This window comes from Ravibacter arvi (assembly GCF_039540405.1).
In the GTDB taxonomy this organism is placed as follows: domain Bacteria; phylum Bacteroidota; class Bacteroidia; order Cytophagales; family Spirosomataceae; genus Ravibacter; species Ravibacter arvi.
The window spans coordinates 47,202-69,934 of record NZ_BAABEY010000036.1 but is presented as its reverse complement, the minus strand read 5'-3'; the positions used below and the strand labels follow the sequence as shown (position 1 = coordinate 69,934).

The following is a 22,733-nucleotide window of genomic DNA, read 5'->3' as shown; positions in this document are numbered from 1 at the left end:
GAATATACACGGCTCAATGTGAAAAACTTTTGATATTTTTGATGTAATCGAATATACTATATCCTGGTTTACAAACTACCGGTACTTATGAAAATTAAACTGCTGTTTTTCGTACTTCTCTTTGCAGCCGGCCCCGTTTTTGCGCAGTCCCCACCTGTCGATGCCACTTCTGCGGGGCGGGAATTCCTCCAGGCGCTCGCAGATGAAAACACCGCGTCTTTGCGCTCGCTTATGGGCAATGATTTTATCCTGTTGAGTTTCGACGGCCAATCCGTTGACGCCAATACGCTTCTTGAGGCCGTGGGTTCGGGCTACCTGGTAATTGACTCGGGAAATTCACAAGGCAATTATACCCGCCTCTTCCAGGATACCGGCATTGTCACGGGCACCTGGACCGTGAAAGGGGCTTTGCAGGGGCAGTCTTTCAACAACCGGCTTACGTACTCGCTCGTGATGGTAAAGCAGGGCGGTGCCTGGAAAGTAGTTTCGGTACAATTTACCCCGTCGTAACCGGTTGCTTTATGAAACGCTACCCCATACTTGACGAAGTTCTCGAAGGATTGATGAGCCGCTACAGGCAGCGCGTTCCCGACGTGACGGGCATCCTCGAAGCCATGCAGGCAGAAGGAGCCATCGGTTCCTTCGACGACATTGAAAACGATCATATTGCTTTCCGCACCATGGGCGTGCCTCAACTGGGTGTGAAGTCGTTTGAAAAGATTTTTATACACCTCGGCTACACAAGAAGGGACTTCTATTCTTTTGAAGGCAAGAAACTCAACGCATGGTGGTACAGCCCGCCTACCGATAAACATCCGCGGATTTTCGTGAGTGAGCTTCGCGTTGAAGACCTTTCCACCAACGCCCGGGAAATCATCCGCTCCTATACTGACGAAGTAAAATCGGATCCCGTAGACGCGCTGAACCTGGACCAGGCCGCCGACATTGATGCATTTCTGCACAAGCCGCTCTGGCGTACGCCCACGCTTTCGGATTACAAAGTGCTGCTGGCAGAAAGCGAATATGCCGCCTGGGTAATCTATAACCGGTATTATCTGAATCATTTCACGATCAGCGTTCACAACCTTCCCGAAAGGTTTAATACGATCGTCAGGTTCAATGAATTCCTGGAGCGCCATGGCTTTAAGATCAATGACGCCGGGGGTAAAATTAAGGAAAGCCCGGACGGGGGTCTTATCCAAAGCTCCACCGTTGCGCAAACCATACAGGCGCAATTCGCCGGCGGCGAAGCCTACCCCATTTCCGGTTCCTACGTCGAGTTTGCCGAACGCAGGGTATTGCCGCAATTTGCTTCACTCCCGGCCTCTGAAATTCGACGGGAACACCGCCGCGACGGGTTTGAAACGGGAAACGCCGACAAAATTTTCGAAAGTACCTACACCTCTCAAACCAAACGATAACCGCCTCTCAACTCTGGCAATTACGTTTAAGATTTTATGCGCCTTCTTCCATTTATTTTTACCTCGTCGCTTACCCTGGGGTTAATTTATTTGCTGAGTAACCCCGTTGGCGAAAAGATCCCTATGGCCATAGGCGGCTTTCTGAGCCCCCAGCATGGCTTCTGGAGAAATGCAGAACCGGTCAACTATGATTTCAACGGTGAATTCCGCATCGACGGCCTGAAGGACCGGGTTGAGATTTTCCTCGATGAGCGGTTGGTTCCCCATATTTTCGCCCAAAACGATGAAGACCTCTACGCTGCCCAGGGGTACGTGCACGCCAGGTTCCGGTTTTTCCAGATGGATCTTCAGACCCGGGCCGCCGCCGGCCGTGCGAGCGAATTCGCGGGACCGGTAGCGGTCGATTTTGACAAATCGCAACGACGCCTGGGCATGGTATATGCCGCTGAAAATGCGCTGGTTGAAATGGAAAAAGATCCTCAGAGCAAAAAGCTGTACGATGCCTACACACGTGGTGTCAATGCCTACCTCGCGTCGCTGTCGCCGGAAGAATGGCCCCTGGAGTATAAGCTCCTCAACGTTGAGCCCGAACCATGGAGCAACCTGAAAACCGCCCTGTTTCTTAAAATGATGGCCAAGATGCTGACCGGGTCAACCGACAATGACCTGGGCTACACCCTTGCCAAAAAAATTTTTACAGGTGCGGAATTCGATCGTATCTACCAGGTCATCCCCGACTCGCTGAGACCGATTATCCCGCGGGGCACTCCCTTCGCTCCTCCCGGCATAATCCCGGTAAAACCCGCTTCCGCAGACAGTATGTATCTGGGCGGCTTCTTACCGGTCGTTGTCGAGGAGCCCAACCGGCCTAACCCCTCAAACGGCAGCAACAACTGGGCGCTTTCGGGAAGCAGAACGCAAAGCGGAGCGCCGATACTGGCCAACGATCCCCACCTGGAACTGTCACTTCCTTCAATTTGGTTCGAAATTCAATTAACAGGCCCTTCCGGCACTTCCTACGGCGCCAGCCTGCCGGGCAGCCCGTTTGTAATCAGCGGGTTCAACGATCACATCGCCTGGGGGATTACAAACGCCCAACGGGATGTAAAAGACTACTACCAAATTACTTTCAAAGACAGTAAAAAGGACGCCTGGCAATATAACGGCTCCTGGCAACCCACACAATTGAGAATCGAAGAAATTAAAGTCAAGGGTGGCGCAAAGGTAATGGACACCGTAGCCTATACTGCCTTCGGGCCGGTAATGTTTGACGCTTCTTTCCCCGACAAAGGCCTGCCGACCGAAAATCTGGCCGTACGATGGACCGGCCATGACGGTTCGAATGAGGGGCTCACGTTTTACAAACTTAACCGGGCGAAAAATTACGACGAATACGTAGACGCAATTGCGCATTTTACCTGTCCCGGCCAGAATTTCATTTTTGCCTCCAAGTCGGGGGATATCGCCATCTGGCAGCAAGGTAAGTTCCCGGCAAGATGGGAGAAACAGGGGTTGTACGTGATGCCCGGCGCCGATGACAGTTACAAATGGCAGGGTTTTATTCCCCAAAAAGAAAATCCGCATGCGTTAAACCCGGCACGCGGTTTCCTCGAAAGCGCCAATCAACGCCCGGTAGACGCCACCTACCCGTACTATATTCCGGGGTCCTATATTACAGCCCGGTCTATTTCAATTGAGCAAAAACTTGACACGATGCAAAAAGCCGGGGTGGAAGACATGCGCAAATTGCTCAGTAATACCGATAACATAACCGCCCGTGCCGTGAAACCGGTTTTTGAAAAATACGTACGGGAGAAACAATTGAGTGAAACCGCCCGGCGCTACCTCCAGGTTTTCAGGAAATGGGATACACATGCAAATGCAGAATCTGAAGGACAAACCGTCTATCAAATCTGGATGGACAGTCTTAAAACTGCGATCTGGCAGGACGACATAACCCGTGTAAAACCCAAGGCGCCCATGCCTGATGAGCAGCTTACCGTCGAATTGCTGCTGAGGGACACGGCTTCTGTATTCTATGACGACAGGAGTACCCCCGTTCGGGAAAACCTGGCAGACGTGCTAACAACGGCGCTTAACCGGGCATCTGACCGGCTCGCTCAGTCTGAACGTGAAGGGAAATTGCAATGGGCAAAATACAAAAGCCCCGCCATTTATCACCTGCTTAAAGATGCCCTTCCCTCTTTTGCCCGCCGTGACTTGCCGGTTGGAGGATTCGGGAATACGATCAACGCGGTGACGGTCAGCCACGGCCCGAGCTGGCGAATGATTGTACATCTCACCAGCCAGACGGAAGCCTACGCGGTCTACCCGGCGGGACAAAACGGAAATCCGGGAAGTAAATTTTATGACAATTTTGTAGACACCTGGGTAAAGGGCGAGCTTTATAAGGTTTCCGTGATGAAAAAAACCGACCCGGAATTAAATCAAAAATGGAGGGTCACGCTCAACCCGTAACGGCCCGGCGGACAGCTACCCTCACTACTCAAACCTATCCTACATGAAAACATTCGTTGCTATATTCCTGGTTGCCGCTCTTTCTTTTGTCCTGGGACAGTTCCTCCCCTGGTGGTCGGTGGCGGTCGCCGCATTCGCGGTATCGCTTCTGATGAGCCGGAACCCGCTGCATGCCTTTTTGATCGGCTTCACCGGCGTCTTTCTTTTCTGGGCCGCATATGCGTTCCTGATTGACATGGCCAATGAATCAATTCTTTCCCGAAGAGTAGCGTTTTTACTCCCTTTGCAGGGCAACAGTATGTTGCTCGTATTGGTAAGTGGTGTTATTGGTGGTATTTGCGGGGGATTGGCCGCCACCTGCGCCAACTTCCTGACGACATCCGGGCGCCCCCGTTACGACCACCAAAACTATTACAGGAAAAAATTCAGGTAAGTATTATTTGCCCTCAAATTTGCCAAATCCGGCGGGCAATTCAATTACCCTGAGGTTACGAAAATGGATTTCGGCGCCTTCGGATTCCAGGCACATATACCCTTTGCGCTGGGTGGAGCCGGAAATACCGTTGACGAATTTTCCGTTTACAGAAAGTTTGATGGTGCCGTCGACGCAAACAACATCGTAGGTATTCCACTCTCCGCGTCCTTTACAGCGGTTTTCAATAGATTTGCTCCTTTTTCCCCTCGGATTTTCAGGGATGGTTTCCACACCGCCAGTCCCGAAGAGCTCGCCATGTACATACGCAATGGGTTGCTCAACACCATTCTCGGCATGAATTTTAACCCAGTCAAGCTCAAGCATCTGGACTTCAACCCCATCGGGTAACCGGTTTGACCCCGGCACTGCATTGCTCCACATGAACATACCGGAATTGCCGCCGGGCTCCATGTGCTTCCATTCTACATGAAGCACATAATTTTCGTAGGGGAATTCACTCCGCGCCACGCCTATCGGCAATCCTTTGCATACCAGTATACTGTCACGAACCTCCCAGGTTGCTTTCCCCGTATTCACGTCAAACCAACGCATCGGCACGGGAGCCTTGTTGTCGTCCAATCCCAGGGATGTCCGCAAAGGGACAAGCTCCCCGAAACTAAACAGGTATTCCGGACTCTGTGCCCTCCCCACCGAAGCGAGGAGGATTATGAACAGCAGAGTCCGGAAAAAGTGACCTGGCCACATAAGATTATCAGATAGCACCGGCTTTTATTTCATCGACAACTGACGGATCCAGCAGAGTTGAAGTATCGCCGAGATTGGAAACATCGCCCTCGGCAATTTTTCTCAGAATGCGTCGCATGATTTTCCCGGAACGGGTCTTCGGCAAGCCGGAAACAAATTGAATTTTATCCGGCTTGGCAATTGGCCCGATAATTTGCGCCACTGTTGCCGAGATGTCCTTCCGCATCATTTCAGGCTCGGCGGGCTTTCTTTCGGTAATAATAAAGGCGTAGATTCCCTGGCCCTTGATATCGTGGGGGAAACCCACAATAGCAGACTCTACGACACCAAGGTGCATGTTGATGGCATTTTCTACCTCCGCAGTACCGATACGGTGACCGGAAACGTTCAGCACATCGTCTACACGTCCTGTGATACGGTAGAAACCGTTTTCATCTCTCAGACAACCATCACCGGTGAAATATTTCCCGGGGTAAGTGGAAAAATACGTTTGCTTGCAGCGTTCGTGATCGCCGTAAGTCGTACGGATAATTCCCGGCCACGGGAATTTGATACAAAGGTTTCCGCTAACCCCTGTTCCTTCCAGTTCGTTTCCGTTTTCATCCACCAAAACAGGTTGCACACCGGGAAGCGGCAAAGTAGCGTAAGTCGCTTTTTCAGGAGTGATGCCGGCAAGGCCAGAGATCAGGATCCCGCCGTTTTCGGTCTGCCACCAGGTATCGACAATGGGGCAGCTTCCTTTTCCGATGTTCTCCTTGAACCAATGCCACGCTTCTTCATTAATGGGTTCGCCGACCGACCCCAGCTTTTTCAAAGAAGAGAGGCTGTGGTCTTTAACGTACTGCAGCCCGAAGCTCATCAGCGACCTGATAGCTGTAGGGGCGGTATAAAGAATATTGACCTTATGTTTGTCAACAATGTCCCACAGGCGGCCCGCATCAGGATAGGTAGGTACGCCCTCAAACATCAGGCTGGTAGCTCCAGAGCAGAGCGGACCGTACACAATGTAGCTATGACCGGTAATCCAGCCGATGTCAGCCGTACAGAAATGTACTTCTCCCGGTTCGTACTGGAAAACATTCTGGAAAGTATAGGTGGCATACACCATATACCCGCCGCAGGTATGCACCACTCCTTTCGGTTTGCCGGTGGAGCCTGAGGTATAGAGAATGAACAAAACATCTTCGGAATCCATTTCTTCCGCCGGACATTTTGCTTCTACGTATTTTACTTCATCTTCCCACCAGAGATCCCGGCCTTTCAGCATCGCTACAGGGGTGCGGGTGCGGGTCAGCACGAGCACTCGTTCCACAGAAGGGCATGATTCCAGGGCATGGTCCACTGTTTCCTTCATCGGGATTACCTTGGGTCCGCGGTATGCCCCGTCGGAAGTGATCACCATTTTACAACCGGCGTCGTTAATACGATCCGAAATGGACTTGGCAGAGAAACCGCCGAAAACTACGGAATGAATGGCTCCGATGCGCGCACATGCCAACACTGCAATTGCCAGCTCGGGTACCATCGGGAGATAAATACAAACGCGGTCTCCTTTTTTGATACCGTACTTTTTAAGCACGTTGGCCAGGCTGCAAACACGGTCATATAAAACCTGGTAGGTCAGGGTCACCGCTTCATCAGACGGGTCGTTGGGTTCCCAGATAATCGCGGGTTTGTTTGCATTTTCTTCGAGATGCCGGTCCAGGGCGTTCTCCGTGATATTCATTTTACCCCCCTCAAACCACTTCACATTTGGTTCGTCGAAATTCCAATCTAACACGCGCTTCCATGGTTTACGCCATTGAAACTCCTGTCCTACTTCCGCCCAAAACCCCTCCGGATCATCCACACTTTTTTGGTACACCTCTTTGTATTCCTCGTAACTCGAAATTTTCATTGGTTAATCATTTATTAAAATTTACTCTATTCACTATTCTTCCGTTCCGAAGCCCGGCTCTTTTTTGCCTAATTATACTCCTCTTTTATCGAATAATAACCAAACAGTGCCAGCCCGAACAAAATCGGCAGGAAAATAAAAATAATTATGGGCCAGAAAATCGTCGCGTCTTCGGGAGTACCTGCGCTGATTTCTGCCATCGCCGTAGAAACAATATAATAGGCCGTAAGGATACTGATCAATATCCAGATCACGCCAAGAATTTTATGGATAGCCTTCATGATGATTATTCGCTGTCGTAATGGTTCTTTAAATAAATCGCTCCGATCACAAAACATACCGCCGCGACAATAATAACGTAGGTGAGGCCCGCCAGCGGATCGCCTGACGGGTTGGCGGCGGTTTTGGAATCTTCAAAAAACCGCGTGGCGATGGCCGGTGTTAATCCCCCGAAAATACCATTTCCTACGTGGTAGGGCAGCGACATCGACGTGTACCGGATCCTGGTCGGGAAAAGTTCTACCAGGAAAGCGGCGATCGGACCGTACACCATGGTCACAAACAAAACCTGCACAAATATCAGGAGAACCATTTTCCAGAATGCGGATGTACTCAACACGGTTCCTTTAACCGAGCTTCCGTATGGCTTTCCTTCTATTTCCTGTGTCACTTCTTTCACGATCGTACTGTCGGAATAGGTATGCGTGCTGGTGATCGTAACCAGTTGTTTGGATGGTTCGTCGTCAAAAGCTGTAATCTCCCGCTCAATTTTGTGCATCCCTGTAATTTCCGTCTTTTTTCCCAAGTCGGCTATATCATACATTTCCGTATAAATGGGCCGGTAAGCCAGAACGCCAAGGAGCATCCCGCCGAGCATAATCCACTTGCGGCCTATCTTGTCGGAAAGCCACCCGAAGAAGACAAAAAACGGAGTCCCTAATAAAAGCGACAGAACGATAATATAGTTTACCTGAACCTGGTCAATGTTACACGTTTTCTGGATAAATGACATGGCATAAAACTGGCCGGTGTACCAAATGACACCCTGGCCCATTGCCGCCCCAAACAGTGCTAGCAACACCATTTTGAGGTTTTCTTTCCTTCCGAAAGATTCTTTCAACGGGTTCGCAGAAGTTTTCCCTTCCTTCTTGAGTTTGGCGAAGACAGGCGACTCGTGCATTTTCATCCGGATGAAAATAGAGACCCCTACCAATACAGACGACAATAAGAAAGGCACCCGCCAGCCCCAGTCTCTGAAAGCCTGCTCTCCCATTGTCGTCCGGGTAAGCAGGATTACCACCAGGGAAACAAACAAGCCGAGGGTAGCGGTCGTCTGAATCCAGGAAGTATAAAAGCCGCGCTTGTTGGCGGGCGAATGTTCGGCAACATAGGTAGCGGCTCCGCCATACTCCCCGCCCAGCGCCAGGCCCTGGACAAGCCGCATAACCAGTACCAGGATGGGTGCGGCATACCCTATGGATGCAAAGCTGGGGATGAGTCCGATCACAAATGTTGAGCCGCCCATCAGCACCAGGGTAACCAGGAAGGTGTACTTCCTGCCCACAATATCACCGAGACGGCCGAATACAAGGGCGCCGAATGGCCTCACGATAAAGCCGGCCGCGAAAGTGAGCAACGTATTCAGGAAAGCAATGGTGGGGTTATCCTGGGGAAAGAATTGGACTGACAGAATGGTGGCCAGGCTCCCGAAAATGTAAAAATCGTACCACTCAATTAGGGTCCCCACGGACGAGGAAGTAATGACCGTCCAGATACCGGTCTGCTTCGTGTTAGGCATCGACAAATTTTAAAGGTTAGGTTCGCTTATTCTTTGAGCAAAATGATTTGGCCACAAAAATATGTTTCTTTGGAGGTTAAAATTGTTAATCCGGCTGAATTTATCCAACTAATTCTCCATATTCTCTTTAAATCATAATATTACACCGGATATACCTAGTCGCCCGCGACAATTTATACCGGCCTGTTCTTGTCTATGCCGCTCGAATTCAAACCGCTTACGGATCCGGAACGGGAGTTCGTCATGCTCAACCTCCAGGAAGACACTGCGAAACTCGCCCTAAAACTACATCGGAAAAAAGACTTCGACGGCCAGAAGCTCATCTCCCAGATAGCGGCCAGGCAAAAGGCAAAAGGTAAACTCCCCGATTGGTACGCCAATCCTGAATTATTCTTCCCCCCGCCGGTATCCGTCGAACAAGCCTCTTCCCAGGCAACAGCAATATATAAGGCTTCCCTGGCGAACCCGGGGCGACAACTGGTCGACCTCACCCTGGGAATGGGCGTGGATACGTTCTATTTGTCAAAAAAATTCCAGTATGTTTCGGGTTACGAACAAAACCCTGAGCTGGCTTTAATTACGGCGTACAACCTTCGGGTACTGGGAGCTGATCACATTTCCGTAATCAGCGAAAAAGGTGAAAGCGCGGTAGAGGAAAACGCGGATTGCGTATTCGTCGACCCTTCCAGGCGGGACGAAAGAAAGAGAAAGACCGTTGCTTTCGAGGACAGTAGTCCCAATATGCTTGAAATACTGCCCGCGTGGGTTCGGCGGTCACCGCAAATCATTGTAAAAGCTTCGCCCATTATTGACATAGACCTGGCGGTAAAACAATTAAAGTATGTTTCGGAGGTCCATGTTGTCGGCTACCAGAAGGAATGCAAAGAGGTAGTATTTGTACTTAATACCGCCAAACCGGCAGAGCGCCCGGTTATTCATGCTGTAGTACTGGACAGCGACGGTTCGGTACAAAAACAGCTCTCTTTTACGCGGATGCAGGAAACCGCTATCGCCCCCGGGTATGGCGACCCTTCGGGTTACCTGTATGAGCCGCACCCGGCGCTGATGAAGGCGGGCGGGTTCCGGGTTATGGGCCGGCAGTTCGACATGACCGAAATCGCTCCGAACAGTCACCTTTACTCCTCTCCGGTAATCAGAACTGATTTCCCCGGAAGATTGTTTGCAATCAAAGGGGTAGTAAACGCTTCGGGATTTTCGTGGGAAAAGTGGCTGACAGAACCCAAGGCCAACCTGACCTTGCGAAATTTTCCGGCAGAACCGCATGACCTTCGAAAAAAATGGCGTCTAAAAGAAGGTGGACATGATTACCTTTTTGCAACTACGCTTTCGTCAGGCAGAAAAGTGGTGATCATAACCGAACGGGTTTAATAATTCATCTAACAAATATTAATCATGAAAATGAAAAACTTATCCATCTTAGCAACGTTGCTCTTCTTCTCCGTTTCCACTATGCTTGCTCAGACCGTTTCCCCTGCGCGGCAAATAGTTGGAAAAGAAGAAATGTCCGGCTTGAATCTGGCCACGAGTATTCCTGAAAAAAACCTGAAAGAATACTGGAGTTCCTTCCTGTCGAAATATGGAAAAGTAAAGAGCCGCAAAGGCGCGTATTCACTGGAAAAGGCATATGTGACTGACATCTCCAAGAACTCGCTCAATCTTACCAGTGCCATCACCAGTAGCAGAAATATTTCCACTTTGTTCCTGGCCGTGCAGGACGGAGGCAACTATATCTCCAGCACTTCCGACGCCGGTTATCTGGAAACCGAGCAATTCCTGAAACAATTTTTGACCTACGCCACTGCACAGGAGGAGCTTCGTCTTGTGAAGGCTGATTTTACGAAAACTCAGGACGAACAGAAGAAGCTGGTAAAGGAGAAAGACCGCCTGGCCAAAGAAATCGAAAAAACGGAAAAGGACTTAACACGTCTACGTGAAGAGCTGATTAAAAAAGACGCCGAGCTGACCAACTACAACTCCATCCTGGAAAACAAACAAAAGGGTCTTAAGGAAGTAGAAGCCAAAAACGGCAAATAAAAACGCCAATCCGTATATAAAAACCTCCTGTGCAAACCACAGGAGGTTTTTTATTACCACAAAGAGCAACGCTGTAATCTTTACTCGCTCCCGGCACCACAAATAATCACCAGGAAAGAAAACTTCGTGCTCTCTGCGCCCTCCGTGGTTAAAAGAAAAACCACCAAGCGCGCAAAGAACACAAAGAGCAACACTGTGATCTCCAATCGCTCCCAGCGCCGCAAATAATCACCAAAAAAGAAAACCCCGTGCTCTCCCCGCCCTCTGTGGTTAAAAGAAAAACCACAAAGAGCGCAAAGAACACAAAGAGCAACACTGTGGTCTCCAATCGCTCCCGGCACCACAAATAATCACCAAAAAAGAAAACTCCGTGCTCTCCCCGCCCTCTGTGGTTAAAAGAAAAACCACAAAGCGCGCAAAGAACACAAAGAGCAACACTGCGGTCTCCAATCGCTCCCGGCGCCGCAAATAATCACCAAAAAAGAAAACTCCGTGCTCTCCCCGCCCTCCGTGGTTAAAAAAATCACCATAACCTTGCGTTAACCCAAATCAACCATAACGTTGGTAAATTTCGCAGGCTCGGTGATCGCCCGCCGGAGCTTCGCCAGATACTCCTCTCTCGGGATTTCTATTGCGCCGTAACGAGCCACATTGGGGTTTATAAACTGTGTGTCCAGGAGGGTATAGCCACCGCCTCTCAGAATTTGGATCAGGTAATGAAACGCCACCTTCGATGCATTGCTCACAAGATGAAACATGGACTCACCGAAAAAGGCCGCTCCGATGGCGACCCCGTACAGACCGCCCACCAGCTCACCATCGAGGTAACACTCCACTGAATGTGCGTGCCCCATCTTATGCAGCTCCGTGTAGCCGGCGATAAGGCCTTCGGAAATCCAGGTTTCCGGCTCATTCTCCCTTGGCGCTGCGCAATACCGCATCACACGTTCGAAATTGTGGTCGATACCCACCTCAAATGTTCTTTTCCGCAAAACAGGACGCAACGATCTGCCCTCCCTGTAGGTTTCTATTGGAATAATTGCCCTCGGATCCGGCGAATACCAATATAAAGTCCCGTCTTTCTCCGCCATCGGAAAAACACCGTGGACGTATCCGTAAATCAAATCCTCCCCGGAAACCGCTTTCATATATAAAATGCCTGAACAGCGCGCAATTGGCTAATAAGTCGATCCCTGCAAATAACGCGTTTTTTAAAGTGCTTAAAAATTTTTTAATATTCGCGCTCACTGTAATGTTTTTTTTATGAAATTTGTACCGACTTCTATTGAATCGTAAAAATGAACAATAACAGCTCACATAGCGTTTTTCATACTACACCCTTTCGATTCAGGCCGTAAGGCCATACTTATCTCTTTTACCTCCGTGGTAAATATTCTTCGTCCTTGTTTTAAGTTTCAATTAATTTCTTGATATCCGTGGATTACGGATGGGGTTTTTTATCCTGTTTTATTTCAATCCATGAAAAATTCTGAAAAATTCGGCACTGAATTTATTGTTCAGATTGCCAACGAAGATCACCTTCATTACGCCGAGACCATCTGTGCGGAAATGGAAGAAAGCGCCAAGAAACGGGGTACCGGTATCGCCAAGCGCTCTCCTGTTTACCTGATGGAGAAAATGGTGGAAGGGAAAGCAATTATTGCTACCAACACGAAGGGTGAGTGGGTAGGCTTCTGTTATATCGAAACCTGGGAGCATGGCAAGTTTGTGGCCAACTCGGGCTTGATTGTCCATCCCGATTTTCGTCAGAGCGGTATTGCAAAAGCCATTAAAGCAAAAGCTTTTGAGCTGTCGCGGTACAAATACCCCGAAGCTAAAATCATTGGTATTACCACCAGCCTGGCCGTGATGAAGATCAACTCCGATCTGGGTTATGAGCCGGTGACTTTCAGTGAGCTTCCGGTTGAAGAAGGCTTCTGGAAAGGCTGTGCCAGCTGCGTCAACTACGATGTTCTGACAAGAACCAATCGCAAAAACTGCCTTTGTACCGGCATGATGTACGTTGCTCCCGAAAAGAAGGAAGAGGAAAAGCCCAAAAGCACCTGGGATTTTTTACGGGAATCGGCACTATATGAGCGTTTGCTGCGTATTAAACAAAGGGTGATGTTGCGAAGGAACGATCCTAAAAAAAACAAAGACAGCTCGGAGGCGGTAACTGCTCACTAACGCAGCGCTATCTAATAAAAAACGTTTGTTTAAAATTTAGACCTCACCGACTGTTTTTTCAGAAATTCGGTGAGGTCTTTTAATTTTGTAGTATAATCTTGTACGTGGTCTCCGGAAGACCCGTCCTTAAACTTGATCAAATGTCTCAATCTAAAGTAGTTCTGGCTTTCAGCGGGGGTCTTGACACCTCTTTTTGTGTAAAGTATTTAAGTGAAGACAGAGGTTTTGATGTCTATTCCGTGTTGGTCGACACCGGTGGGTTCTCGAAAGAAGAACTCGAGTCAATAGAAAAAAATGCCTATTCCCTCGGCGTCAAGCAGCATACCACTATCTCCAAAACCGATTCGTATTACAACGACTGCATCAAATACCTGATTTTCGGCAATATTCTGAAAAACAATACTTACCCGCTGTCAGTAAGCGCAGAACGGATCTTCCAGGCGGTAGCGGTAGCTGAGTATGCGAGAGAAATCGGCGCTAACGCAATTGCGCACGGAAGTACCGGGGCCGGGAACGACCAGGTCCGGTTTGATATGGCCTTCCGGATCATTGCGCCCGAGGCAGAAATCATTACGCCCATCCGTGATCTGAAACTTTCCCGTGAGGCAGAAATTGAGTACCTTATCAAAAAGGGAGTCGACAGACCCTGGCATAAATCGGTTTACAGCATTAACAAAGGTCTTTGGGGTACCTCCGTCGGTGGAAAAGAAACCCTGACCTCCCACGGTTATTTGCCGGAAGAAGCATGGCCTACCCAGGTTACCAAAACGCAACCCGAGCGGATTACGCTTACTTTTGATAAAGGGGAGGTTACAGGAATCAATGACGAGCTCAACTTATCACCGGTAACTGTCATCCAAAAGCTGGCCGAAATTGCCCAGCCTTTTGGTATCGGACGGGATATTCACGTTGGGGACACCATTATCGGTATCAAAGGCCGGGTAGGGTTTGAGGCAGCAGCCCCGCTTATCCTGATCAAGGCACATCATACGCTCGAAAAACATGTTCTCACCGAACAGCAGCTTTACTGGAAAGAGCAGCTTTCCAATTCATACGGGAGCTTGCTTCACAAGGGCCAGTTTGTCGAGCCGGTAATGCGCAACATTGAAGCGTTCCTGCGCGATACGCAGCCGCATGTTACCGGTAAGGTACATGTATTCCTGGCGCCTTACCGGTTCCATGTGGAAGGAATCGAGTCGCCATATGACCTGATGTCACCGGTCTTCGGAAGCTACGGCGAAATGAACAATGCATGGAGCGGCGAAGATGTAAAAGGTTTCTCCAAAGTCGCATCCAATCAGAATGTAATTTATGAGAAAATCAAAGAAATGGCGGAGCAAAAATAAGCCGGGCCTCTTTCAAACGATTTTCTAAAAATCTCTTACATGACCGCAACAGATCGCATTCCACCCATCCAGGTGGGCATTATCGGAGCCGCCGGTTATACAGGCGGTGAGCTGATCCGGATTCTGCTGAACCACCCGGATACCCACATTGCCTTTGCCCACAGCAGCAGCCAGGGCGGCAAAAAGGTATATGATACGCACACGGACCTGCTTGGCGATACAGAATTGGTATTCAGCGACAAGCCTTTTGCCGAGCTCGCACCGCTTTTGTCCCGCAACGGGGTACTGTTCTTATGTTCCGGGCACGGCGCTTCCAAAAAGTTCCTCGCCGAAAACCCGGTACCTGCGCACATTCGGATCATCGACCTCAGTACCGACTTCAGAGATGAAACGGACGGGTTCATTTATGGCTTGCCCGAACTACAGCGGGACAGTATCAGGACTGCCGGCAAAATCGCGAACCCGGGCTGTTTTGCTACAGGAATCCAGCTCACGCTCCTGCCGCTGGCAAACGCCGGCCTGCTCAATGACGAAGTTCATATCAGTGCGGTGACCGGCAGTACTGGAGCCGGCCAGGCGTTATCTGCAACCACCCACTTTTCGTGGCGGAATAATAACCTTTCGGTTTACAAAGCGTTCACACACCAGCACCTGAAAGAGATTACGATGAATCTCAAAAGGCTGCAACAGGGTTTTGATCAGGCGATCAGGTTTATTCCTTACCGTGGAGACTTTACGCGCGGTATTATCTCGAATGTCTATACATCGTTCGCCGGCTCGCTGGAAGATGCGCTGAACCTTTACCGGTCATTTTATGCCGGGCACCCGTTTACGCATGTCAGTGACCAGCCCGTTGATCTCAAGCAAGTGGTCAATACCAACAAAGTATTGTTAAGCCTTGAGCTGCACGATGGACAGCTTCTGATTACTTCTGTTATTGATAACCTAACAAAAGGCGCTTCCGGACAGGCTGTTCAGAATATGAATCTCCTCTTCGGCCTGCCTGAAGACTCCGGTCTTCGCCTTAAAGCGCCGGCATTTTAATTGACGAAAGCTATGTCAAAATTGTTTGATGTTTACCCGCTGAATAATATTGAGCCTGTCAAGGCGAAGGGCAGTTATCTCTGGGATAAAAACGGGGTCCAATACCTGGATCTTTACGGCGGACACGCCGTTATCTCCATCGGGCACACCCACCCGCACTATGTCAGCAAGCTGACCGAGCAGTTAAATGCGATCAGTTTTTACTCCAATTCGGTACAGATTCCACAACAGGAGGAGCTGGCAGACAAGCTCGGCGCGCTTTCCGGCTACCCGGACTACCGTCTCTTTCTGGTTAATTCCGGGGCAGAGGCCAATGAAAATGCGTTGAAGCTGGCCTCGTTTCATACCGGGCGCCAGAAAGTGGTTGCTTTCAAAAAAGCCTTCCATGGCCGTACTGCAGGCGCAGTGGCTGCGACAGACAATTTGTCGATTGTAGCCCCGGTCAACTACAACAAACACGTTTCATTTCTGCCGTTCAATGACCTGCAGGCCATAGAAGCCGGTATAACCGAAGAAACCGCCGCCGTAATTATCGAGGGCATACAGGGCGTAGGAGGGATCAAGGTAGCCTCCGAAGATTTTCTGAAAGCGCTTCGAAAAAAATGTGACGAAACCGGGACAGTCCTGATCCTGGACAGTGTACAATGCGGCTATGGCCGGTCCGGTAAGTTTTTCTCGCATCAGTATGCCGGCATTGACCCGGACCTGATCACAATGGCCAAAGGAATGGGGAACGGTTTTCCCATCGGCGGCGTGCTCATAGCGCCCAAGTTTGAAGCCTCTCACGGTCTGCTCGGCACAACTTTTGGCGGCAATCACCTTGCCTGCGCCGCAGGTATTGCCGTTCTTGATGTTATCAAGCAGGAAAACCTCATTGAGAACGCTGCGAAAACAGGCGCCTATCTTTGGGAAGGCATTGCCGGCATCGGCGGCTACAAAGAGCTCCGCGGGCGCGGTCTCATGATCGGGATTGAATATGACTTTCCCGTTAAAGACCTCCGCAACCGGCTGCTCTTTGAGCACAAGATTTTTACCGGCGTGGCGGGTAGCAATACCATTCGCCTGCTGCCGTCACTTGCTTTGCGTAAAGAAGAAGCTGACATCTTCCTCGAAGCGCTCAGTAAAGAAATCGGCATCCTAGCACTTTAAATATTCCTGATTCCCGACATTTTTCTGCCAGATCGCCTTTTTACATGAATCACTTTTTATCCGTACACGACGTTAACGACCTCAATGCCCTTGTTTCCGCGGGACTCGCCGCGAAAAAGACACCATTTGCGGACCAGCACCTGGGTCAGAACAAGACTATCGGGCTCATGTTTTTTAACCAGAGCTTCAGAACCAGGATCAGCACCCAGAAAGCCGCTGAAAACCTGGGGTTGAAAGTAATATCACTGAACGTCGGGAGCGATAGCTGGGGGCTTGAAATGGAAGACGGCGTGATCATGAACGGCACCAAAGCAGAACATGTCAAAGAAGCAGCAGCGGTAATCGGCAGATTTTGTAACATAGTCGGCATCCGGTCTTTCGCAACCCTGGCGGACCAGGCGGCCGACTATGCCGAACAGGTTTTCCACCAGTTCAGAAAATATGCCGGCGTACCTATTGTCAACCTGGAATCGGCCACGAGGCATCCGCTGCAGTCACTGGCCGACTGCATTACTATCGCCGAATTCAAGAAGACCCAGCGGCCAAAAGTAGTGTTGACCTGGCTTCCCCACATCAAACCACTTCCCCAGGCGGTTGCAAATTCATTTTCCGAATGGATGCATCAATCGGACGTTGAATTCGTTATCACCCACCCGAAAGGTTATGAGCTGGCCCCTGAATTTGCGGGTAACGCGCCTGTCATTTACGACCAGGACGAGGCACTGAAAGGCGCCCACTTCGTTTACGGAAAAAACTGGTCCTCCTTTTCCCAATACGGGCAAATATTAACCGAAGGCCGGGACTGGATGATAGATGACGCAAAAATGTCGCTAACCGACGGCGGCTATTTTATGCATTGTCTGCCGGTAAGGCGGAACCTGAAAGTAACCGATTCCGTCCTGGACGGCCCCCAATCACTGGTGATTGAGCAGGCCGCCAACCGGGAATGGTCCGCGCAGGCGGTATTGCGGGAGATCCTGCTTTCGCTTTAGCGGCCCCGCACCGGGTGCCCGGTTCTTTTAACGACCGATATCTTCCGTATAACGCCTTGGGTCATATCCCTTCGCGAACAGGGGATATTGGTCAAATATTTTCCTGACTACATTCCGGTAATAGTTGTTGGGATTGATCTGCGCCCCCAGGATACCTGATGCATAGCCGCGCCAAACCACCTGGTCAGAAGAAGCGTCAATAAGCGACACAATCAATGTCCCCTTTTCGAGCGCGTATTTAACCGGCTCGTACCGGAAGCTGTCGTTTTCAGTATCTACCCACGTTTTGATAACGGGCTGCATATACCCCTGATAACGCAGGTTGTCATAGAATATGCCGTAATTAACCAGAAGCGTCGGGGCCTCGGCCGTGAGCTTATAGCCGCGGGCCTGCATTTGCCGCCTTATTGCCTCATAAATCTCCGTACAGAGGCTGTTCGTATCACGTTCGCACTCCAGGAAGGTATAGGTGGAATAATCCCTGAAATTGGTTTCATAACTGTAGTCATGCTCTACAAACACTTTCCGGGCGCTGGAACACCCCCACAATACAGAAACGAAAACAGCCGCAGCAACAAGTAAACGTGAAACTACCATCAGAAAAACCATTAAAAGTTAGCACTAATACAGAACTGTGAAGTACGGAGTTAGTAAAGCTAACCAAATGGTATTTCATTGTCAATATCCTGAAGCTTAATTAATTGTTATGACTTCTGCCTATTTTACCAAACGGCGACACAAAAAGAAACAAAAACACCAAATTTTCTGCAATCCAATCCAGGTACCCGCAAGCAGAAGATCATTTTGCAGGCCCAATTACCCCTTGCGGTAATACGCTATCGCCTTTTTCATCTCTGCCGGTGTCACCGAAACGTCGAATGTACAGCTTCCCGGCCCGTCGAGCAGCGAGAAGCGCACATCACGGCCCAGGTTTTTCTTGTCCTGCCGGGTTAGCGCTACAATCGGTTCAACGTCTTCCGCATCAATTTCCACTACGCCGTAAACGGTAAACAGGAACTCCTCTATCTGGAGGAACAACGCTTTGGTGATCATTTTCCGCTGAAGCGATAAAAAAGCCTCCATCAGCATGCCGACCGCAACCGCTTCCCCGTGCAACAATCTTTTGGGTTTCCCCAAAAAGTGAGTTTCAACGGCATGGCCCAGCGTATGACCGAAATTCAGAATCTTACGCAGCCCCTTCTCCTTCGGGTCTTCCGTGACGATCTTCGATTTTATACCGACGGAATGACCGATCAGGTCCGGGAAATCCTGGTTCTCGAAATCGATTTTGCGAATCTGCTCCCATTTTTCTGCATCAGCAATCAGGCAGTGCTTCACAATTTCGGCAAAACCTGATCTCAGCTCATGTACCGGAAGCGTTTCCAGGAAGGCGGGATCAATCAACACCGTTTCAGGCATGGTAAATACCCCGAGGTGATTTTTCAATCCATGAAAATCAATCCCCAGCTTTCCGCCCACGCTGGCATCTACCTGGGACAGCAAGGTAGTAGGCACCTGGATAAACCTGATGCCCCGCTTATAGACCGCAGCACAGAATCCACCCATGTCGCCAATTACGCCGCCGCCGATATTGATGGCAAGCGCATGCCTGTCGAGTCCGGCATCGGTCATGGCATTCCAGATCTGTTCGCAAGACTCCAGCGTTTTGAAAGCCTCTCCGGCGGGTACTACCACGAGCTTGTGCCTGGGAAGAAGCGGCTTTATCAACGGATAACAGTGCCGCCTGGTCATTGTATCTGCCACGACAATTACCGCAGAGTAGCTTATTTCCGCTAAAAACGAGGGGAGCGTCACTGCTATCGGGCCGATTGAAACTTCTGAACGCATAAACAAATAAAGAGGTTGGAAAGAAATTCGTGTAAAGATAACAGACTAATTTAGTCACAGCTTTATCCCTTCTTTATTCCCTTTCAACTATATTCCTGTCACTTTGGGGCCCGGTCAGGGAGGAGCAGGATAACCGGAAACAACAGAACTATAAAATTTGGTATAATTTCTTTCAAAACTCTTATACCTGTATATGATAAAACGAGCCTTTAAAATGCAGTTGTTCCCGGGATTTGAACAAGAATACCTGAAGCGCCACGAGCAAATATGGCCGGAGTTAAAGGCCCTGCTTAAGGAGGCCGGGATTTCAGACTACAGTATTTTTCTTGATAAAGAGTCACTAACGCTTTTCGGTGTAATGCAGGTAACCGACGAGGAAGCACAGAACGGGCTGAAAGACCACCCGATTATGAAACGCTGGTGGGCCTATATGAAAGACATAATGGCCAGCAACCCCGACAATTCCCCCGTAACCGCGCCCCTTGAGCTGGTATTCCACCTGGAATAACCGAAACGGATTTCCCTTGACTTTGAAATGTTACCAACTAAACTATGATTTCCAACGAACAAATCCAGGATCACAATTCCGGCAGACTACAGCTGCATAACCATAGCTGGGATCACCTGAGCGCGCAACTGCAGGAACAGGGGCATAGCGTAAATGAACTGGTCAGAAAAATTGCGGGTTTCCAGGTAGCGGTGCCGAGCTGGGCACTGGGTACCGGCGGAACCAGGTTCGGGCGTTTTCCCGCCGGCGGCGAACCCCGCTCACTTGAAGAAAAAATAGCCGACGTAGGGCTCATTCATGCCTTAAACCGGTCTTCCAACAGCATTTCCCTCCATATCCCGTGGGACATCCCCCGCGACACGGCGGCCGTGAAAGACCTGCTGAATGCGCATCAGCTTGTCATAGATTCGGTCAATTCCAATACTTTCCAGGACCAGAAAGACCAGGAGTTTTCCTACAAGTTCGGCTCGCTCTGTCATACCCGGCCCGAGGTCAGAAAGCAGGCGATCGACCACAATATCAGGGTTGCGGAAATTGGTGCCCGGCTTGGCGCTGAATGTAAGACATTGACTATCTGGCTGGCAGATGGCTCCAATTTTCCCGGTCAACACCATTTCAGGAGAGCTTATGAACGCACACTTGACTCACTCAAAGCTATCTATGCCGGCATTCCGGCCGACTGGACTACACTTGTCGAGTACAAACCGTACGAACCCCATTTCTATTCGATGATTATTCCGGACTGGGGAACCTCCTACAGCCTGTGCCAGCAAACCGGCGACCGGGCACAGGTTCTGGTTGACCTGGGACATCACCTGCCTAATACCAATATCGAACAGATTGTAGCCAGGCTTATGCATTTCGGCCGTCTTGGCGGCTTCCATTTTAACGGCTCCATGTATGGCGACGACGACCTTACCACAGGCTCAATCAAACCCTACCAGCTCTTCCTGATTTTTAACGAGCTCGTACAGGGTATGGACGACCCCGCTGTCAGGAATCCGGATCTTGCCTGGATGATCGATGCAAGCCATAATACCAAAGACCCCGTTGAAGACCTGCTCCAATCGGTCCAGGCCATAAAAACCGCCTATGCGAAAGCACTGCTGGTCGATACCGAAGCATTATTTGAAGCCCAGGAGGCCAACGAAGTCGTGAAAGCCGAGGAAATCGTCCGGGCCGCCTTTGAAACTGACGTCCGACCGCTGGTTGCCGAGTCCCGGTTACAGGCCGGCGGGGCACTGGATCCACTCGCTTTCTTCGGGGAAAACGGTATCCGACGTCGTCTGATAGAAGAGCGCGGACGGTACGCTGTTGCAACCGGACTTTGAGTATTCGGGGGTTGTGATCAGGATTATAGGTTTCAAGTCAATAATATTCCTATATTGATTCCGCAATTGAAATATTAACAAAAACTCAGTTGAGATGAATGTAACGGTGGTTTTCGACATAGGCCGTACGAATAAAAAGTATATCCTCTTTGACGATAGTTTCGGCGTCGTGGAGGAATTCTCCGAATCGCTGCCGGAAACGGTCGACGAAGACGGGTTTCCAACAGAAGATCTGGCTCTTTTGACCGAATGGGTGCAAAGTAACTGGCGGAAAATCCTCGCCAATCCCAACTATACCGTTCGGGCGGTCAATGCTACGGCATACGGCGCCAGTTTCGTTCATCTTAACGAAAGCCACAAAACGGTAGGTCCTTTGTATTCCTACCTGAAGCCTTTTCCACCGGCTTTCAGCGAGTCTTTTTACAATACCTACGGTAGTGCTGAAGAAATTGCCCTGCAAACGGGATCCCCCATTCTCGGCTTTCTGAACTCCGGGAAGCAGCTTTACTGGCTGAAACATGCCCGCCCCGAGCTATTCCGCGAAATCAGGACTTCGCTTCACCTGCCTCAATACATCATTTACCTGCTGACCGGGCGGAAAGTTACCGATTTCACGTCGATCGGGTGCCACACCGCCCTTTGGAGCTTCGAGATGATGGATTACCACAACTGGGTCAAGAGAGAGGGGCTTCACAAACTATTCCCGCCGACCATCGCTGCTTCCTCCTTTATTGCCAGGCAGAACCAGGTAATGATTCAGTCAGGCTTCGGGCTGCACGATAGCTCGTCGGCTCTCCTGCCGTATAAAATCTCGTTTAAAGAGCCTTTTATACTGGTCTCTACGGGTACCTGGTGTATTAATTTCAACACTTTTAACGCGCGTCCGCTTACCAGCGACCAGCTCGCCAGCGATTGTCTCCATTTTATGAGTACAGAAGGCAGCGGCGTAAAAGCTTCACGCCTTTTCATGGGACGCGAGCACGACGAGCAGGTAGACAGAATTTCAAAGCATTTTAATGTAGGGGTCGATTTTTATAAGGAAGTCGCCTACAAGCCGGATCTCGCCGAACGTGAAGTTACACCTTTTTACCCCCTTACGATGGAAGGAAACGGACCCAGGCCCCAAAAACCCGCAGGCGTTTGGGAAGTATCGGCCTACGATTCCCCGGAAGCAGCTTATCACGGGTTGATGAAAGGTCTTACGGAGCTGCTTTCCATCTCACTGGGCCTCATCGGGGTAAGCGACGTGCAATCGATCTATATAGATGGCGGCTTCGCCAGAAACGAAGTGTTCACCAGGCTTGTGGCCAAAAATTTTCCGAATCACAAAGTATATACAACTGAGCTGCCGCAGGCCACCGCGCTCGGCGCTGCGCTTCATATCTCGCGGCCCCAATCGTTTGAATTTCCCGGGAAAATTTCCCGGGTGGAACTATAAAAACCCCGCGCACGCAAAGATGAGCCGGCCGGAAACATTTCCGGCCGGCTCATCTTTGGAT

The 22,733-nt window shown here is 50.0% G+C and carries 21 protein-coding genes; 14 read left to right on the top strand and 7 right to left on the bottom strand.

Going from position 1 to position 22,733, the window contains the following annotated elements; translation table 11 throughout:
• Positions 1 to 87: 87 nt before the first annotated feature.
• From ABD852_RS19980 to ABD852_RS19965, 4 genes are read left to right on the top strand one after another with little or no spacing between them, the layout of a single operon-like run.
• Positions 88 to 510, top strand: coding sequence for a nuclear transport factor 2 family protein (locus tag ABD852_RS19980; protein ID WP_345032143.1), 423 nt, complete (start codon positions 88 to 90; stop codon positions 508 to 510).
• A gap of 11 nt (positions 511 to 521) precedes the next feature.
• Complete coding sequence (locus tag ABD852_RS19975; RefSeq protein WP_345032142.1) at positions 522 to 1,421, top strand: DUF1338 domain-containing protein; 900 nt, start codon at positions 522 to 524, stop codon at positions 1,419 to 1,421.
• Positions 1,422 to 1,457: 36 nt separating this feature from the next.
• A complete protein-coding gene (locus tag ABD852_RS19970; RefSeq protein ID WP_345032141.1) occupies positions 1,458 to 3,899 on the top strand; it encodes a penicillin acylase family protein in 2,442 nt (813 codons plus the stop codon).
• 43 nt (positions 3,900 to 3,942) lie between these two features.
• Entirely contained in the window at positions 3,943 to 4,332 is a 390-nt protein-coding gene (locus tag ABD852_RS19965; protein ID WP_345032140.1) for a hypothetical protein, read from the top strand.
• A 3-nt stretch (positions 4,333 to 4,335) separates the two neighbouring features.
• Here the strand turns inward: ABD852_RS19965 and ABD852_RS19960 are convergent, their stop codons facing one another.
• The 4 genes from ABD852_RS19960 to ABD852_RS19945 all read right to left on the bottom strand — a co-directional run bounded on the left by ABD852_RS19960 (position 4,336) and on the right by ABD852_RS19945 (position 8,774).
• A complete protein-coding gene (locus ABD852_RS19960) occupies positions 4,336 to 5,025 on the bottom strand; it encodes a 3-keto-disaccharide hydrolase (RefSeq protein WP_345032138.1) in 690 nt (229 codons plus the stop codon).
• Between the two features lie 61 nt (positions 5,026 to 5,086).
• A complete protein-coding gene (acs, locus tag ABD852_RS19955) occupies positions 5,087 to 6,976 on the bottom strand; it encodes an acetate--CoA ligase (protein ID WP_345032137.1) in 1,890 nt (629 codons plus the stop codon).
• A 68-nt stretch (positions 6,977 to 7,044) separates the two neighbouring features.
• Positions 7,045 to 7,257 carry a DUF6814 family protein gene (locus ABD852_RS19950; protein ID WP_345032136.1) on the bottom strand — a complete coding sequence of 71 codons (213 nt, stop codon included), beginning with the start codon at positions 7,255 to 7,257 and terminating at the stop codon, positions 7,045 to 7,047.
• A gap of 5 nt (positions 7,258 to 7,262) precedes the next feature.
• Positions 7,263 to 8,774 carry an MFS transporter gene (locus ABD852_RS19945; protein WP_345032135.1) on the bottom strand — a complete coding sequence of 504 codons (1,512 nt, stop codon included), beginning with the start codon at positions 8,772 to 8,774 and terminating at the stop codon, positions 7,263 to 7,265.
• 195 nt (positions 8,775 to 8,969) lie between these two features.
• Here ABD852_RS19945 and ABD852_RS19940 point away from each other — a divergent pair, with 195 nt between their 5' ends.
• Both ABD852_RS19940 and ABD852_RS19935 read left to right on the top strand, forming a co-directional pair.
• Complete coding sequence (locus ABD852_RS19940; RefSeq protein WP_345032134.1) at positions 8,970 to 10,163, top strand: THUMP-like domain-containing protein; 1,194 nt, start codon at positions 8,970 to 8,972, stop codon at positions 10,161 to 10,163.
• 30 nt (positions 10,164 to 10,193) lie between these two features.
• Positions 10,194 to 10,829, top strand: coding sequence for a hypothetical protein (locus tag ABD852_RS19935; RefSeq protein WP_345032133.1), 636 nt, complete (start codon positions 10,194 to 10,196; stop codon positions 10,827 to 10,829).
• A 539-nt stretch (positions 10,830 to 11,368) separates the two neighbouring features.
• On the opposite strand, the gene aat is transcribed toward ABD852_RS19935, so the two are convergent.
• Positions 11,369 to 11,977: a leucyl/phenylalanyl-tRNA--protein transferase gene (aat, locus tag ABD852_RS19930; RefSeq protein WP_345032132.1), complete on the bottom strand. Its 609-nt coding sequence runs from the start codon at positions 11,975 to 11,977 to the stop codon at positions 11,369 to 11,371.
• A 331-nt stretch (positions 11,978 to 12,308) separates the two neighbouring features.
• Between aat and ABD852_RS19925 the strand changes: the two genes are divergently transcribed.
• The 5 genes from ABD852_RS19925 to ABD852_RS19905 all read left to right on the top strand — a co-directional run bounded on the left by ABD852_RS19925 (position 12,309) and on the right by ABD852_RS19905 (position 17,547).
• Entirely contained in the window at positions 12,309 to 13,016 is a 708-nt protein-coding gene (locus ABD852_RS19925; protein ID WP_345032130.1) for a GNAT family N-acetyltransferase, read from the top strand.
• A 140-nt stretch (positions 13,017 to 13,156) separates the two neighbouring features.
• Positions 13,157 to 14,362, top strand: coding sequence for an argininosuccinate synthase (gene argG, locus ABD852_RS19920; RefSeq protein ID WP_345032129.1), 1,206 nt, complete (start codon positions 13,157 to 13,159; stop codon positions 14,360 to 14,362).
• Between the two features lie 39 nt (positions 14,363 to 14,401).
• Positions 14,402 to 15,406, top strand: coding sequence for an N-acetyl-gamma-glutamyl-phosphate reductase (gene argC, locus ABD852_RS19915; RefSeq protein ID WP_345032128.1), 1,005 nt, complete (start codon positions 14,402 to 14,404; stop codon positions 15,404 to 15,406).
• A gap of 12 nt (positions 15,407 to 15,418) precedes the next feature.
• Positions 15,419 to 16,555, top strand: a complete 1,137-nt coding sequence (locus ABD852_RS19910) for an aspartate aminotransferase family protein (protein ID WP_345032126.1) — start codon at positions 15,419 to 15,421, stop codon at positions 16,553 to 16,555.
• A gap of 44 nt (positions 16,556 to 16,599) precedes the next feature.
• Positions 16,600 to 17,547 (top strand): N-acetylornithine carbamoyltransferase, encoded by a 948-nt coding sequence (locus tag ABD852_RS19905; protein WP_345032125.1) that lies wholly within the window; start codon positions 16,600 to 16,602, stop codon positions 17,545 to 17,547.
• Between the two features lie 27 nt (positions 17,548 to 17,574).
• Here the strand turns inward: ABD852_RS19905 and ABD852_RS19900 are convergent, their stop codons facing one another.
• Together ABD852_RS19900 and aroB are read right to left on the bottom strand one after the other, a co-directional pair.
• Entirely contained in the window at positions 17,575 to 18,144 is a 570-nt protein-coding gene (locus tag ABD852_RS19900) for a DUF4136 domain-containing protein (protein WP_345032124.1), read from the bottom strand.
• A 219-nt stretch (positions 18,145 to 18,363) separates the two neighbouring features.
• Positions 18,364 to 19,395 (bottom strand): 3-dehydroquinate synthase, encoded by a 1,032-nt coding sequence (gene aroB / locus ABD852_RS19895; RefSeq protein WP_345032122.1) that lies wholly within the window; start codon positions 19,393 to 19,395, stop codon positions 18,364 to 18,366.
• A 214-nt stretch (positions 19,396 to 19,609) separates the two neighbouring features.
• Between aroB and rhaM the strand changes: the two genes are divergently transcribed.
• The 3 genes from rhaM (at position 19,610) to ABD852_RS19880 (ending at position 22,672) form a co-directional block, all read left to right on the top strand.
• Entirely contained in the window at positions 19,610 to 19,903 is a 294-nt protein-coding gene (rhaM, locus tag ABD852_RS19890) for an L-rhamnose mutarotase (RefSeq protein ID WP_345032120.1), read from the top strand.
• A gap of 44 nt (positions 19,904 to 19,947) precedes the next feature.
• On the top strand, positions 19,948 to 21,234 hold the full coding sequence (locus ABD852_RS19885) for a sugar isomerase (RefSeq protein WP_345032118.1): 1,287 nt from the start codon (positions 19,948 to 19,950) through the stop codon (positions 21,232 to 21,234).
• A gap of 94 nt (positions 21,235 to 21,328) precedes the next feature.
• Positions 21,329 to 22,672 (top strand): FGGY-family carbohydrate kinase, encoded by a 1,344-nt coding sequence (locus ABD852_RS19880; RefSeq protein WP_345032117.1) that lies wholly within the window; start codon positions 21,329 to 21,331, stop codon positions 22,670 to 22,672.
• Positions 22,673 to 22,733: the final 61 nt, after the last annotated feature.